We start from the raw sequence: 14496 nt of genomic DNA, 5'->3' as shown, positions 1-14496 counted from the left end.
CTGCAAGATCGCGAAGTGGTCTTGCCTCGGGGGTGAATCGGCCGGGCTTCGCCAGGCCGAGGAAACCGGCCCTAGCAAATCCGGCAAGCACGGGCGGTGACTCACGGGCCCAATGTCTCCCTGGGCGGTTCTTGCAATGGCTGAACTTCGGGCACACTCTTCTCGATCGCGGCTATTTCGGCCTCGATCCGGCGCCCATCCACCGAGTTCGGTTGTACCTCGAGTATATCGTCCTGCAGCAACGCGTACAGCCGCGCCGTCGCGGTACGCGCTCCCTCTCCGCTCTCCTTTTGCCGCGCCTCTCGGTAGCCTCGCCGCGCGCAGCCACGCAGCGCGCTCACGAACGCCTTCGCGTCTTCGCTCGCGCTCGTGAATCGATCGATCCCGGCGGCGTGACCGGCGCGGTCGCACGCCTTCGCGATCACGAACGCAGACTCCGCCCGCACCGCCGCGCTCTCGCGTTCGATCTGCCTCTGCACGCGCGACACCTCCGCAAAGGCCGCGAGCTGTTCCGCGAACGGGCCGAGGTCGCGCCGCAAGATCGCGAGGTACTCGACGATGCTCTTTCCGGCGGCATCGAAGTCATGCGCCCCGATCGCCTTCACAGCGCGGGCGGCGATGGGCGATAGCTTTGTTTTTTGCTTCGACCACGCAGAGCGATCGAACGTGAAAAGCACCTTGTCGACCACCAGATCGTAGAGTGCACCGCCAAAGGGCAGGCGGGGGTCGGTTGGGGCGTCCCCGCGGATCTCCTTCGGAACGCCACTCGCAGCGTCCGGGTGCACGACAGCGGCGAGCGCTGCGTCTCCCTCGACCGCGACAACCACGGACGAGAACCTCACGTCAGAACGCTTGAACCCTCCGCCGCCGAGCAGATCACGGAGCGTCGCCTTCGTATCGCCGTCGGATCCGATATCTCCGTCGGTGGGCGCAGCCTCGCCGCTTGGCAGGAGCTTCGTGAGCGCATCGACGGCGGGGCCGGAGAGCCGATAGCGCTGCGCTCCCATCTCGTAGTGCGGCAAATCGATGCAAAGCGCTCCGTCCTCTCGCGCGCGCACCAGATAACCGAGCAATGTCACCCGGCGCGACGCTGGCGAGCCGGGTACAGCCGTGGCGGCCGGGCGCGCGTGCTCCGGCAAGGCTCCGGGGATCGGCCAGGCGGCGATCCCCTGCGGGCCAATCAGGTTCGCCGGGGTCGCGGACGCGATGAGATAAAGATTTTGCTCCTCGTCCCCCACACCGCTGCCGAATAGCTGCGAGAAGATGAGGGTATTGCCCATGAGATGGGGCACCGCGGGGGAAGACGATCCGTGGGGCGAGCCCCGCCAACGCGCGGCGATGAGGGTTGCGCTGCCGCTCCGCAGACCCATCTTCTCGAGCGCATCGCGCGTGAGAAAGCGCCGCGGCGGCTCTTTCCCGTTGAATGCGTCGACGACGACGATATCGTACGTCTTGCGGGCACGCGCGAGATAGTCGAGACCATCGGACGCGACGGCGTGCCCTTGATAGCCGAAGAACCGGCGCGCGAAATCGATGACGGCGGGCTCCAGCTCCGCGACCTCGACCTCGAGCCCCGCGGCCGCGAGCGCGGCGGCGGTCCGCCCGCTCCCGAGCCCGATGACCAACACGGTCCTCGCGTTTGGCCGGGCCGCGCGCACCAGCTTGACCAGGGGATCTGGGGACGCGACGATATCCCGCCTGCCCGTCGGTACGGCTGCTTGTACGACGCCGTCAATGGTCAGCAGCCGCAGTCCATCGCGCTCCTCGACGCGTACGACTCCCTGCGCGCCGGCCCCCTCTGCGAGCACGCCCGGCGGGAGCGTAGGAGCCGCGGGCGGAGGCGGCGAGTTCGGGATCGACGCAGGTGAGGCCTCGCGCGCCGGAGGCGCACTGCCGGTGCACGCCGCAAGGAGCGCGGAGGCGAGCCAGGGGAGGGCGGAGGAGAGAGACCTGCGACGCATGGCGGAAACCTACCAGTTCCACAGGGAGAGCACACAGCTTGCAAGCTGAGCATTGGTCTCATCGCAAGCCGCCGCGCCGGGGCGCTGCCCCGGGCCCCGCGGGGGCTGTTCGCCCCTCGACCCGAACCAGGGCCAGCCCTGGACCCTTTGGGGAAGAACTGCGCGATGCGCAGTTCTTCCCACAGGCCGTTCGTTGCCGGCTGAACCGTCAGCGCTGCCGTCTTGGCTGGCGGGGTCGCTCGTGGTCTTGACTCGGCCCGTTCGATGAACTGCGCGATGCGCAGTTCATCGACCCTGGGTCCAGCGCCTCGCTGGTCCGGGTCCCGGGGCGGATAGCCCCGGGTGGGGCCTGGGGCAACGCCCCAGCGAGGCGGCCCCGAGATGAGACCAATGCTCAGCCTCGAAAGGGGGGGTTCGGTGCACGCGTTTCTTTGCCCACGAGCTCCGCGATCGAGCCGATCCCCTCCGCGCGCATCCGCGAAAGGATCCCCTCGTGGATCCGCCGCGCGAACGCGGGGCCTTCGTAGATGAACGCCGTGTACGCCTGCACCAGCGTCGCCCCCGCGGCGAGGCGCTCCCACGCGTCGTCCGCGTTCTCCACCCCCCCGGCCGCCACGAGCACCATCGAATCGCCTACCCGCGCGCGGAGCCTTCGGAGCACGGCCAACGCCCGCGCCTTCACGGGCTTCCCCGAGAGCCCTCCCGCGCCGATCTCCGCGACCTCTGCGGCGTCCGTCGCGAGGCCATCCCGGCGGATCGTCGTGTTCGTCGCGATGATCCCGTCGAGGCCGAGCTCCCGCGCGAGGTCGCCGATCGCGTCGATGTCCTCGTCCGCGAGGTCGGGCGCGATCTTCACGAGCAGCGGCACGCGCCGTCCGGGCGAGGCGCGATCGAGCGCCGTGCGCACCTCGGCGAGCAGCGGGCGCAGCTTCTCGGCAGATTGCAGATCCCGCAGGCCTGGCGTATTCGGCGAGCTCACGTTCACCACCATGTAATCGGCATGCGCGGCGAGGCGCTCGGCGCTCGCCACGTAATCGGCCGCGGCCTCGGATTCGGGCACGACCTTCGTCTTGCCGATGTTCGCGCCCACGATCACGCCGCCCGGCCGCCGCTTCGCGAGCCGCTCTGCCGCCGCGCGTGAGCCCTCGTTGTTGAAGCCCATGCGGTTCACGAGCGCCCGATCCGCCGGAAGCCGGAAGAGCCTCGGCTTCGGGTTTCCTCCCTGCGCCTCGCCCGTGACCGTCCCGATCTCCACGAACGCGAACCCGAGCGCCCCGAGCGCCTCGAACCCACGCGCGTCCTTGTCGAACCCGGCGGCGAGGCCGAGCGGGCCCGGGAAATCGAGGCCCAAGGCCCGCACCCCGAGGCGCGGATCCCGCGGGCCGAAGAGCCGCCTCCCGAGGGCGCGCGCGAAGGGCAGGGCCATCAAGAACCGGAGCAGGCCAAAGCCGAGGTGGTGGGCCGTCTCGGCGGACATGCGGCGGAGGACCAGGCGAAACAGCAGGCGATACATCGGGCGAGCGACGGAATACGACGCCGCGGGCGTGCGTCAAGGCGTGTCTTGCGCCTCGGCGCGCGGGATGGCAGGAGTCGGGAGCCATGCGAACCCCTGCGTTTTCCGCCGCCGTCCTGGTTTCCCTCCTCGCCGCCCTCCCGGCCTGCTCGAAGGACGAGTCGGCCGCGCCGCCCGGGCCGTCGCAACAACCGTCCGCGCAGACGGGCCTGCCGGACCGCGACCCGGCGCTCGCGCGGAAGCTCGTGTCCGAGGGCGGCGTCCTGATCGACGTGCGCACGCCGGACGAGTACGCCGAGCGCCACCTCGACAACGCCACGAACATCCCCGTGGGTGAGTTCGAAACACGCCTCTCCGAGGTCGAAAAACTCACGGGCGGCGACAAGACGAAGCCGATCGTCGTGCACTGCGCCGCCGGCTCGCGCGCCGCGCGCGCCAAGAAGATCCTGCTCGACGCGGGGTACACGCAGGTCACGAACCTCGGCGGGATCAACGACTGGGACGCGAAGTAGCCGCTCAAGCCCGGAGGCGCGCGAGCCGCGCCGCCGCCTCGCGCATGCGACCGGGCTCGCGCACGCGCCGCGCGCGGAAGAGCAGGTTGTGCGGGGTCACCGTGGGCGGCACGAACGCCGCGATCGTCACCTCGTAGCCGGCCGCCTCCAGCCGGAGCGCCCGCTCCGCATCGACGAGCGACATGACGAACCGCCGCCGCACCTCGGCTTGCCGCGGCATCCCGAGCGCGTCGGCCTTCGCCTCGGCCGCCGCCGCGAACGGCACGCTCGCCGCATAACAGCAGGGGACCAGGTAGATCCATTTCGCGCCCGCGCCGCTCGCCGCGTCGAGGATCACGTCCGACGCCGCCCCGCACGCATGCAGCGCCACCACGACCGCGGGCGCCTCGGGCCAGCACGCCGCATCGCCCACATCGCCCGCCGCGAGCCGAAGCTCGATCCCCGCCCCGAGCCGCGCGGCTGCCGCCTCGCAGGCCGCGATCCGCGTGGCCTCGCGCTCGATCACGTGGATCCGCGTGAACCCGAGCAGCGCGGCGCCGACGAGCCCCACGTACGCCTTGCCCGCGGCCGCGTCCACGAGGAGAGCATCTTTGCGGTGCCGCTCGATTTCACCGAGCAGCGCGGCCACCTCGACCGACTTCTTCTTGTCCTCGCGCCGGAGCTTCGTGCCTTCCGCGACGATGAAGAGCTCGTGCAGGGCTCGCTCGACGGCCTCGGACGTAATCATGACGAAATCCTAACGTGGGTTCGTGGTACGGTGCGCACGTTTCCCTTCTGGAGAACCGCTTCTTCATGTCGGACCATGCTTCCTCGTCGGGGCGAACGACCCTGGCCGCGCTTTCCTCGGCCGTTCGTTTCGTCGTCGGCTTCACGCTGGTCGCGGTGGCGTCCACCGTGACCATCCTGATCGCGCTGCTGCTCCTCCCGTTCCGGGTCCTGCGCATCAAGCTCTGCAACTATTACGGCAAGCTCATCGGCTATTCGATCACGAGAATCGCCGGCGTCACGCCCGTCCTCCACGACGGCGATCGCATCGGCAAGCATCACCCCGCCATTTACGTCGCCAATCACACCTCCACGCTCGACGCGTTTCTCTCGATCTGGCTCTGCCCGGTGGGCGGGTGCGGCGTGATGAAAAAAGAGGTCCTCCGGATTCCCTTTTTCGGCCAGCTCTACCTCCTGTCGGGGCACCTCTGGCTCGATCGGGCGAACAAGGGATCGGCCATCGCGGCGATGTCCGGCATCGCGAGGACGGTGAAGAAGCACGGTCTCTCCATCTGGATCATGCCCGAGGGCACGCGCAGCCGCGACGGGCGCCTGCGGCCGCTCAAGCTCGGCTTCGTGCACCTCGCCATCGCCACGGGCCTGCCCGTGGTGCCGGTCGTCCTCCACGGCGTGCACAAGAACTGGGTGAAGCACACGCTCTACGTGCAGCCGACCACGGTGGACATCGAGGTCCTGCCGGCGATCGATACGTCCGGCTGGCGCGCGGAGACGGCGCGGGAGCACGCCGCCGAGGTGTTCAACGTGTTCGTGGAGAAGCTACACGACGATCAGAAGCCGCTGCCCGGCGTCCCGGCGGTGGCCGAGAAAGAAAAGGTCGAGCAGGCCGCGGCTTGATTACCCCTCCGCCTTGCTCCCCTTGCTCCCGCCCCGCCGCTCGAACCTGAGCCGCAGCACCTCGTCCTCCAGCTCGTTCGCGATCGCCATCGCCCGCCGCTTCGCGTCTGCGCCTTCCTCGCCGCCGACGATCCGCGCCAGCATGTTGAGCGCCATCGCGCGCATCCGCATGTGCCCGCCGTCGCCCGCGTGCCGGCACGCCTCCCGCGCGAGCGCCGCGCCTTCCTCGAGAAATCCTTGCTTCCAGCGCGCATACGCGAGCCCGTTCGCCCGCCGCGCCCGCGCGAACGCCGGACCGTCCTCCGGGATGCGCTGGTAGAGCGCCTCCGCGGCCGCTGGATCCGGCTGCTTGCCGCCCCAGGAGCGGTTCCGCTCGAAGGCGCATTGATCGATCCACCGCGCGAACAGGCAGGCCTTGTCGTGGGCGGGCATCGAGAGCTCGAACAAGGGCTCGATCTCTTCGAGCAGCCCGGGCACGCGCGCCACGTCCTCCCGGCTCGCGACGAAGGCCTCCGTGAGCAGCGCCTCGATCCGCGCCTCCGGCGGGGCTTTGCCGAGCAGCGGGCGGATCCGGGCGAGGTGGGTCCGCGCCGCGTCGCGGTCGTCCGCGCGGAGCACGCATGTCGCGTGCGCAAGGGCGAGGAACACGTGCGAGGTCGGCTCTTCGCTCACCGGAGGGCGATCCCATAACCGCAGGAGATCCTGGGCGAGGGGCAGGGGCAGATCCGTGAAGCGCGAGTGATACGCGCCCATCCAGCGGGCCCGCTCGGTGAGCGCGTCCGGCAGGCCAAAGGCCGCGAGCGCGCGCGCCCCCCAGGTCCCGCCGTCGCGCTGGCCGCGCGTCCGCAGCCGGCGCAAGGCGCGCTCGATCGAGTACACGTCGTCCTCGTAGCCGCGGAGCGACGAGAGCCGCTCGGCGACCGCCGTCAGCGAGCCGTGCTGCGCGACGAGCCAGGCGACGTAATCCTCCCAGGAAAAGCCTGCGGGAGCAGCGTGTCCGGGTTCGTGTCCGGGCATTTTCGTCGCGGGGAGCGTATCAAGGTTTCCGAACAACCAACAAGGAGGACGGCGATGGCGAAGGAACCTGCATTTTTCCTGGTGATCGATCTGGAAGCGACGTGTGATGACGAGGGGCGTATCCCCGAGAAGATCATGGAGATCATCGAGATCGGCGCGGTCCTCGTGGACGGCGCGACGCTCGAACCGGTCGGCGAGTTCGCCACCTTCGTGCGCCCGGTCATCCGGCCGACGCTCACGGATTTTTGCAAGAAGCTCACGACGATCACGCAGGCGGACGTCGACGGCGCGCCCACGTTCCCGGCGGCGATCGAGGCGCTCGGGCGCTTCGTCGGCGATCGCGACGCGCTCTTCGGCTCGTGGGGCGACTACGACCGCAAGCAGTTCGAGATCGACGCGAACCGCTGGGGCGTGCCCTTGCCGCTCCAGGGGCACATGAACATCAAGAAGCGCTTCTCCGCGGCCCTCGGGGAGACGACGCGCTACGGCATGGCGAGCGCGCTCGAGCGCCTCGCGCTCCCGCTCCTCGGGACGCATCATCGCGGCATCGACGACGCGCGCAACATCGCGCGGATCCTGCCTTACGCGATCGGACGGGTGCCGATTCCGGAGACGCGGCCCACAGGGTGAGACGGGACCTTGCCGCCCGCAGGAGCTTTCTTGCCGGCGGCGACGGGCCGTGAAAGCATCGCGCTCGGGGAGGATGATGTCCCGGGCGCGAACGAAGGCGATGACGGTGGCGCTGGCCGTGGCGAGCTCGCTCGGGCTCGCCGCGTGCACGAGCCACGTCACGCTCGCGCCCGCGGAGCTGCCGGCGCTCGCCAACGCCTCGCCCGGCCCTTCCGGACCCTTTCCCACGATCCCCACCAAGGACGGCAAACGGAAGGTCGTCTACGGCCACCTCACGACCGTCACCGTCCTGCGCAAGGGCGCGTCGACGCTCGTGTATCCCGCGCCGATCCGCGCGGCGACCCTCGGCGATCGGCTCGTCGTGCGCACGCGGGACGACCAGCGCGAGATCCCGCTCGCCGAGATCACCGCGGTCCGCGCCTCGTACGACGATTACCTCGTCCGGGACCGCGTCGCGGGCGGCGTGCTCGTCGGGACGGGGATGCCGTTTTTCGTGAGCGGCGTGGTGATGGGCGCGCTCGGCCTGACGAGCAAGGACATGAGCGGAGGCGCGGGCGCCGTCGTTTCGCTCTCGGGGCTCGGCATGGCCGGGCTCGGGCTCCTGATGATGCTGCCGGGCATGCAGCTCGCGAAGAGCAAACCGAAGACCCCGGAGCCCGAAAAGGCGGTGACGGTGTCGATCGGGCCTTCGGGCGCGCGGCTCGAAATCGGGTTCTGAAGCCGCGGCCCTTCGTCAGCCGAGCGCGCGGGTGTATTGGCCGACGAAGTCCCCGAACCGGAACTCCGCGTCGGGGTACAACGAGGCGAGATCGAGCTGCGCGGGCCCTCGCGCTTGCCCGCGCGTGGTGTCGTAGGTGAGCGTCCCGTATCCGCAGTCCGAATAAGCTTTCGCGAAGGCGATGAGCACCTCCCGGCACGAATCACACGGCGGGTTCCTTCCTGCGATACGCACGTTCATCCCGAAGGGACGCTCGATCCGCATCCGTTCGGCCACCACGTGCAGGAGCTTCTGCTCGGCGTGCAGGTCGTTCCCGCCGGCCTCGAGGTCGTTCAGGAGCAGGATCACGCCCGCTTGGGTGTTTTTCGTGGCCGCGGCGGTCGCGTCCGCGGCGGTCTTGATGTTCTTCCCCTTCGTCACCCCGGTGTCTCCGAGCACCGTCGCGCCGAGCATCGTCGTCGTCTTGGGCCCATCCCAGTCCGGGATGTCAGCGGCCAATGCCGCCACGCCGCCCGTGTACTTGTTGCCGGCGATGGTCACCGTGTTGTCGATGCTCATCGCCTGGAACTCGACGGCCCTCGTGTACGAGCCGAACAGGGTCGTGCACATCGCCTGCAGGGCGTCGAGGGCCACCTGCCGCTGGACCACGGCGCCCTTCGCGGCGTGCGGGCCGCGTGGCGCGGAGGGCGCGGGCGTGGCCTTCGACTGGACGATCCTCGCGGGGTGCGGGGCTTCGGCGCGCTGGATCGTGGCGGGGTGCGGGGGACGGCTGTTGCGGGGCAATCCAGGCATGCCCCCAGCGTACGGACCCGCGCGGGCGTGGGCCAAGCGGGCGACATCGGCGCGCCGCCGCCGCCGCCGCGCGATCAGGACACCAGGTTCTCCGCCCACACGGAGGCGAGCGCCATGATCGTGTGTTGCGGGTTCACGCCGATCGTCGTCGGGATGGCCGACGCGTCCGCCACGTAGAGCCCCTCGTAGCCGTGCACCTTGCCGCGCTCGTCGACCACGCCTTGGCGCGGGTCCGCGCTCATCGGGCAGCCGCCGAAGAGGTGCGAGAGGATGGCGACGTAGCAGCGCGGATCGGTCGGGCCCTCGTCGATGAGGTGGATCTCGTCCGGGCCGATCTTGTAGGGCAGCCCGAAGATCCCGGGGATGACCTCGCGCGCGCCGGCCTCGAAGTGCATCCGCGTCACCATGGAGAGGCCCTTGCGGAGCTTGCGCATGTCGGCCTCGTCGAGCTGGTATTTCACGACGGGGCCGCCGAAGAGGCTTGGCTTCACCGTGCCCACGGACTCGGCCCGCACGGCGGCGACCCACATGGCGACGTGCCGGTACTCGCGGAACCTCCGGATGAGCTCGGCCCCGCCGCCCGGCAGCCGCCCCGCCACCATCTCCGGCGGGATCGCGAGTGTCTCCAGCTTGAGCCCCGGATCCTGCCGGAACGCGGTCGAGGCCCAGCCTTGTGTCGCGCCGATGTTCTGATCGACCGGATCGTCGTACACGCCGAACACGCCCGTGCCCGGGTGCGCCCGGAAGAGCGTGCCGAGCGCGCGGCTCTTGATGCCACTCTTCGCGAGCAGGATCGGCGACTGCGTCGCGGACGCGGCCACGAACACGGCCTTGCGGGCGCGGACGGTGAAGCGCGCTCCGAACTTGCGCGTCTCCGGGTCCTGAAAGCGGCCCGTCACGCCGATCACGCGCCGCCCGTCGAAGAGCAGATCCTTCACCGGCGCGGTCGAGAGCACGTAGCCGCCGCGCTCCAGCACCTCGGGGATGTAGTTGACGTTCGTGCTTTGCTTGCGGCCCTTGCGGCAGCCTTGCAGGCACTGCCCTGCGCCCTCGCAGTCCTTCGCGTACCGCACCATGTAATGCGACGACCAGCCGAGCTTCTCCGCCGCATCCATGGCCAGCGTGTTCAAGAGCCCGCGCGCGTCGGGCGGCACGACCGTCGCCGAGAGCTCCCGCTCGATGCGGTCCTGGTGCTCCCACACGCGCTTCTCCAGCGCGCGTCCATCGATGCCGTACTCGCGCTCCCACCGCGTAAACACGTCGCCGGGCGTGCGGACCACGATGGCGCTGTTGATCACGGTGGAGCCTCCGACGCAGGAGGCCTGGACGATGGGCCAGAGCGCGCGGCTCTGCGTGACGAGCGAGCCCCAGTCGGGGAAGAGATCCCGGATCGTACCGTACGTGGTCCAAGGATAATCCTCGGGCGCGCGCCACGGGCCGGCCTCGACGATCGCGACCCGATACCCGGCCCGCGCGAGCACCACGGCCGCGGCCGCGCCGCCGGCGCCGCTGCCGACGACCACGAAGTCGACCTCGGTCTCGAGGCCTGCCTGCGCGAACGAGGTGAACGTCGCGTGGCGGCCGTGCGCCGTGCCCGTGTGTTGTTTCGGTGCGGTCGGGGGGGCGGTGCTCATGCTTGGAGTCCTTTGCCGCGATCCTTGTCGCGCCCGCGATCACGCTCTTTTTTGCCGAGCGACAAGAGCTTGTCCGGCGCCCCGCCGGGCAGCGGCCCTTGGCGCGGGACGAAGGCTTCGACGCGGCGGGTGCCGGGGTCCTCGGGGTAGGGCGTGAGGTCGAGGAAGGCGCGGATCTCTGCCGACTGCCCCCAGAACATGCCGCCCACGAGCTTGATCAGGAACGTCACCTGCCGGACGAGGTAGCCCGGGTGCGTCGCCATCTTGTGGGCGTGCTGGTCGAGGTCTTCCGCCGAGAGCCAGCTCGCGAGCAGGGGCTTTCGGATCGTGAGGAGCGGCGCGATCTGGAACGCCACGGAGGCGGCGACGATGCCGGTCCAGAAGAGGAGCGTGGATTCACGGCGCAGGCGCTGGATCTTCTCGTCCACGCCGAGCTCGGCGAGGCCGGGGAGATCGTCCACGCGTGGGTAATACGCCGTGAGCGCGAAGCGGACGAGCTCGTTCACGGACGGGGAACGTAGGGGGAGCGGGGGGGCAGGGGCAAGGGCTTCGTGCGTCCGGGGCGATGCCTGTGAAAGTTCGACCCTTCCGAACTCTCTGACTTCCTAAGGGACGACCGGGTCAGTAGAGTCTCGCCGCCTGCTGGCCTTTTGGCCGGCGAACAAGTGAACCACGAGACTTCACGAGGAAACGCGACCATGGCCATCACGCTCCCCGATCTCCCGTACGCGAAGGATGCCCTCGCGCCGCACATCAGCAAAGAGACGCTCGAGTACCACCACGGCAAGCACCACAACGCCTACGTCACGAACCTCAACAAGCTCATCGACGGCAAGCCCGAGGCGTCGCTCTCGCTGGAGGAGATCATCCTCCGCTCGGACGGCGGCGTCTTCAACAACGCGGCCCAGGTCTGGAACCACACGTTCTACTGGCACAGCATGAAGCCGGGTGGCGGCGGTGAGCCCACGGGCGACCTCGCCGACGCGATCAAGCGCGACTTCGGCTCGTTCGAGAAGTTCAAGGAGGAGTTCTCGAACGCCGCCGCCACGCAGTTCGGGTCGGGCTGGGCCTGGCTCGTGCAGAAGGACGGCAAGCTCGCCGTGACGAAGACGGGCAACGCGGATCTGCCGATGAAGCACGGCCAGAAGGCGCTGCTCACGATCGACGTGTGGGAGCACGCGTATTACATCGACTACCGGAACCTGCGTCCCAAGTACATCGAGACGTTCCTGACGAGCCTCGTGAACTGGGACTTCGTCGCGAAGAACCTGCGGGGCTGATCACTCGCCCCTGTCCCCCGGGCCCCCGTTCCACACGGGGGCTGACCCACCACGACCTTCCCGCCCTCGACTCCGCCTCGGCTCACTTCTTTGCCGGCTTCGTGGCCTTCTTCGCCGCGGGGGCCTTCTTCGCGCCCTTGCGGATGCCCAAGGCGCGCTCGATCTGCGCGCGGCGCGGGGCGGGGATGTTCTGCTTCGCGACGGCGTAGAGGTCGATGGCGCTCTTGCCCGCCGCGTTTTTTTGCTCCGGGTCGCAGCCGCGCTTGACGAGGAACGCGAGCATACGCGCCGTCATCGTGCTGCTGAAGAGGGGCCGATTCTCGTGGGGCGTGAACGCCGCATGCAACAAGGTGTCGCCCTCCGCGTTCACCGGCGCCGTCGCGTCGGCCTTCGTGTGCTCGAGCAGGAAGGCGAGCGCGAAGGGGAGCTGCGCCGTGGCCGCCAAGGAGAGCATGCGCCCGCTCGCGCCGCCGCGCTCGACGAGGAAACGCACGACCTCGCGGGCATACGTCTGCGCCGACGCCGATCCCATGAAGCTGAGCTTCTCGAAATACACATCGTCCTCGAGGCCGTCGTCGTCGACGTGATCTTCCCAGCCCGGGGCGAGCGCGGCCCCCGATTGCTGCATGGCGAGGAGGAAGCGGTCGATGGGGAGGTAGCCCCGGGCGTCGGGGGTATCGACGCGCTCGCCGGCGTCGACGAGCAGCGCGCAGGCCGCGAGGATGCCGGGCAAGAGCTTCTCGAATCCCTTGGCTTGCTTGGCCGCGCCTTCGCCCACCTCGGGCGTGACGACTTGATCGAGCAGCGTCCCGAGCAGGTCGGCGTCGGGCTTGCGGGAGGCCAAAAGCGGGCGCAGGCAGGCGACGAGCCGGTCTGCGCCGTGATGCAGGCGCTTGACCACGAGGTGCGCCGCGGTCCCGTCCCAGCTCTCGACAGTCGGATCGACACCCGCGCGCAGCAGGTCTTCGATCAGGAGCGGGTAGTGCGCTGCCGCCGCCGCGTGCAGGAAGGTGCCGCCGTCGCCGACGACGCCGAAGATGCCTTTGCCGAAGCGGAACGAGATGCCGACGCGCGCGACGAGGTCCCGGGTCCGTTCGATCGCCGCGGCCTCGTCCTCGGGATTCCATAACGTGAAGAAGCTGTTCGCGTTCCCTTGGGCCAAGGGAACCTCGCGCTCGAAGAGCCTCTCGATGAGCGCGTGCAGATCCGTTCGGCGTTGCGCGTTCGCGTTTTCGCTCGGCGCCGCGCGGCGGAGGGCTTCGTAGAGGGGCCCGCAGTGGTAGCTGCTCTCGTCCCGGTCGAGGTGGATGCCGGCGTCCGCGACGATCCGCGCTTCGGCGAAGCGGCTCGCGACGATCAGGTCGATGAGCAGCGAGTTCTTGGGGCTCTTTTTCTCGAAGGCGGCCGCCGTCTTCTTGACGTTCTGCGCGGTGATCGTCGTCATGGCGGTGCGGTAGCTCGCGCGTACCGTCCACGCCATCCGAAACCGGTGAGCGTGCGCGCCGTCAGTCCGGCGTGTGCGCCTTGAGGGGAAAGTTCTCGCGCCACGGCCTCGCCTCGTCGACGACCCGCGCGATCGAGGGACGCGCGAGCAGACGCGCGCGATAGTCCCGGAGCGCGGTGTGCGACGCCGGGATCGGGTGCCCCCAGTGGGCGTAAAAGAGCGCCGGGGCCGCCGCACAGTCGGCGAGGCCAAAGGCGTCGTTCGCCGCCCACGTGCGGCCTTCCATCCAGCGGTTCAGCCACGCATAACTCTTGTCGAGCGTCGCCTTCGCCTCGGCGTCCACGTACGGATCCCGCTTGTCCTCCTCGCGCAAGGCATTGAGGACCCTCCGTGTCAGCGGCGCCGAGACGTAGTCGTCGAACACGCCGTCCATCTGCCGCGCCTCGATGGCGGCGCGTGGATCCGCCGGCACCATGGGCGGCGCCTCGCCGTGATGAAGGTCGAGATACTCGATGATGGCGGCCGATTCGATCACGGTGCGATCGCCGTCCACCAGGACGGGGAACTGGCCCGTGGGGGCGAGGCGACGAACGGCTTCGACGTTCTCCGGGTGTTCGGCGTCGACCATCAAAAAGGCAAAAGGTACGTTGCGTTCATACAGAGCAATGAGCGCCTTCCAATAAAATGCGGCGAAGGGGTGACCATACACTCGTACCATCGACATGGATCTCCCGGCGACAAACGGAATGTCTGCCTCTTCGGCGCGTAGCATGCTTCCCCCGCCGCGGCCAACGGGAGGCTTTCGTGTGCGGAGAGCCCGACGCGCGCGCGTCCCTCCGGGATCACTTCGGGCGTGCGCGCCGCCGGCCGGCAACGCAGCTCGTCCGCGCCTTCGGGACCCGCGCAGGAGACCTCCCGGCAGCCGTGAACGAGCAAGGAGGCGCGCGGGGATGCGGAGAAACGCGCCTCCACGAGAGCGGAAGGGGCGCGGAACCGCCGGCGGGAGCGGTACGCGAAGGAGGAAGCGCCGCGGAAGCCAAGGGCGAGGGGTTTTGCGCGTGGGGAACGAGGGCGGAAGCGGCGGGAGGGGCGTTGCGCGATGTCGGAACCGCCGGTTCTGCAAAAAGGAGGGCCGTTGCGAGAATGCGGAAACGTCGCGGCGGCGGAGCGGGGAGCGTTGCGAGATGTCGGAACGGTCGCGCTTGCGCCGCGCGGAGAGGTCCACGTGTGCGGAGGAGGCGTGTCGGCGGCGGGGAGGGTGGTTGCAAGAAGGTGGAACGCGAAAACAAGGACGGGGCGGGGGGTTCCGAGGGGGCGGAGGTGGGGGCGCCGCACTTGCCCGCACGGGAACCGGCGGGTAGCCTCCGCGACGAGG

General features: G+C 69.5%; 14 protein-coding genes. 5 read left to right on the top strand and 9 right to left on the bottom strand.

Going from position 1 to position 14496, the window contains the following annotated elements; translation table 11 throughout:
• Positions 1-101: 101 nt before the first annotated feature.
• Together QHF89_RS39545 and QHF89_RS39540 are read right to left on the bottom strand one after the other, a co-directional pair.
• Positions 102-1961 (bottom strand): spermidine synthase, encoded by a 1860-nt coding sequence (locus QHF89_RS39545; RefSeq protein WP_136969979.1) that lies wholly within the window; start codon positions 1959-1961, stop codon positions 102-104.
• 394 nt (positions 1962-2355) lie between these two features.
• Positions 2356-3474, bottom strand: a complete 1119-nt coding sequence (locus QHF89_RS39540; RefSeq protein ID WP_136969980.1) for a quinone-dependent dihydroorotate dehydrogenase — start codon at positions 3472-3474, stop codon at positions 2356-2358.
• 86 nt (positions 3475-3560) lie between these two features.
• Between QHF89_RS39540 and QHF89_RS39535 the strand changes: the two genes are divergently transcribed.
• Complete coding sequence (locus QHF89_RS39535) at positions 3561-3986, top strand: rhodanese-like domain-containing protein (protein WP_136969981.1); 426 nt, start codon at positions 3561-3563, stop codon at positions 3984-3986.
• Between the two features lie 4 nt (positions 3987-3990).
• Here QHF89_RS39535 and QHF89_RS39530 read toward each other — a convergent pair whose 3' ends face one another.
• The gene (locus tag QHF89_RS39530; protein ID WP_136969982.1) at positions 3991-4713 is read right to left on the bottom strand and encodes a methyltransferase; all 723 of its coding nucleotides are present in this window, start codon (positions 4711-4713) and stop codon (positions 3991-3993) included.
• Between the two features lie 65 nt (positions 4714-4778).
• Here QHF89_RS39530 and QHF89_RS39525 point away from each other — a divergent pair, with 65 nt between their 5' ends.
• Entirely contained in the window at positions 4779-5606 is an 828-nt protein-coding gene (locus tag QHF89_RS39525; protein ID WP_136969983.1) for a lysophospholipid acyltransferase family protein, read from the top strand.
• Here the strand turns inward: QHF89_RS39525 and QHF89_RS39520 are convergent, their stop codons facing one another.
• Positions 5607-6623 (bottom strand): hypothetical protein, encoded by a 1017-nt coding sequence (locus QHF89_RS39520; protein WP_136969984.1) that lies wholly within the window; start codon positions 6621-6623, stop codon positions 5607-5609. It lies immediately after the preceding gene.
• 54 nt (positions 6624-6677) lie between these two features.
• On the opposite strand from QHF89_RS39520, the gene QHF89_RS39515 reads away from it, so the two are divergent.
• On the top strand, positions 6678-7253 hold the full coding sequence (locus QHF89_RS39515) for a 3'-5' exonuclease (protein ID WP_136969985.1): 576 nt from the start codon (positions 6678-6680) through the stop codon (positions 7251-7253).
• A gap of 100 nt (positions 7254-7353) precedes the next feature.
• A complete protein-coding gene (locus tag QHF89_RS39510; protein ID WP_136969986.1) occupies positions 7354-7971 on the top strand; it encodes a hypothetical protein in 618 nt (205 codons plus the stop codon).
• Between the two features lie 15 nt (positions 7972-7986).
• Here QHF89_RS39510 and QHF89_RS39505 read toward each other — a convergent pair whose 3' ends face one another.
• The 3 genes from QHF89_RS39505 to QHF89_RS39495 all read right to left on the bottom strand — a co-directional run bounded on the left by QHF89_RS39505 (position 7987) and on the right by QHF89_RS39495 (position 10903).
• A complete protein-coding gene (locus tag QHF89_RS39505) occupies positions 7987-8763 on the bottom strand; it encodes a hypothetical protein (RefSeq protein WP_136969987.1) in 777 nt (258 codons plus the stop codon).
• 74 nt (positions 8764-8837) lie between these two features.
• A complete protein-coding gene (locus QHF89_RS39500) occupies positions 8838-10397 on the bottom strand; it encodes a GMC family oxidoreductase N-terminal domain-containing protein (RefSeq protein ID WP_136969988.1) in 1560 nt (519 codons plus the stop codon).
• Positions 10394-10903, bottom strand: a complete 510-nt coding sequence (locus QHF89_RS39495) for a hypothetical protein (protein ID WP_136936287.1) — start codon at positions 10901-10903, stop codon at positions 10394-10396. The genes QHF89_RS39500 and QHF89_RS39495 overlap by 4 nt, the downstream gene beginning before the upstream one ends.
• A gap of 192 nt (positions 10904-11095) precedes the next feature.
• Here QHF89_RS39495 and QHF89_RS39490 point away from each other — a divergent pair, with 192 nt between their 5' ends.
• Positions 11096-11677, top strand: coding sequence for a superoxide dismutase (locus QHF89_RS39490; RefSeq protein WP_136936288.1), 582 nt, complete (start codon positions 11096-11098; stop codon positions 11675-11677).
• Positions 11678-11759: 82 nt separating this feature from the next.
• Here the strand turns inward: QHF89_RS39490 and QHF89_RS39485 are convergent, their stop codons facing one another.
• Complete coding sequence (locus QHF89_RS39485; RefSeq protein ID WP_136969989.1) at positions 11760-13121, bottom strand: hypothetical protein; 1362 nt, start codon at positions 13119-13121, stop codon at positions 11760-11762.
• Between the two features lie 61 nt (positions 13122-13182).
• Positions 13183-13845 carry a glutathione S-transferase family protein gene (locus QHF89_RS39480; RefSeq protein WP_136969990.1) on the bottom strand — a complete coding sequence of 221 codons (663 nt, stop codon included), beginning with the start codon at positions 13843-13845 and terminating at the stop codon, positions 13183-13185.
• Positions 13846-14496: the final 651 nt, after the last annotated feature.

Origin of the sequence: Polyangium sorediatum (genome assembly GCF_029946465.1) — a bacterium.
Lineage (GTDB): Bacteria > Myxococcota_A > Polyangia > Polyangiales > Polyangiaceae > Polyangium > Polyangium fumosum.
The sequence above is the reverse complement of the archived record's forward strand: the minus strand, read 5'-3'. Positions and strand labels throughout refer to the sequence as shown.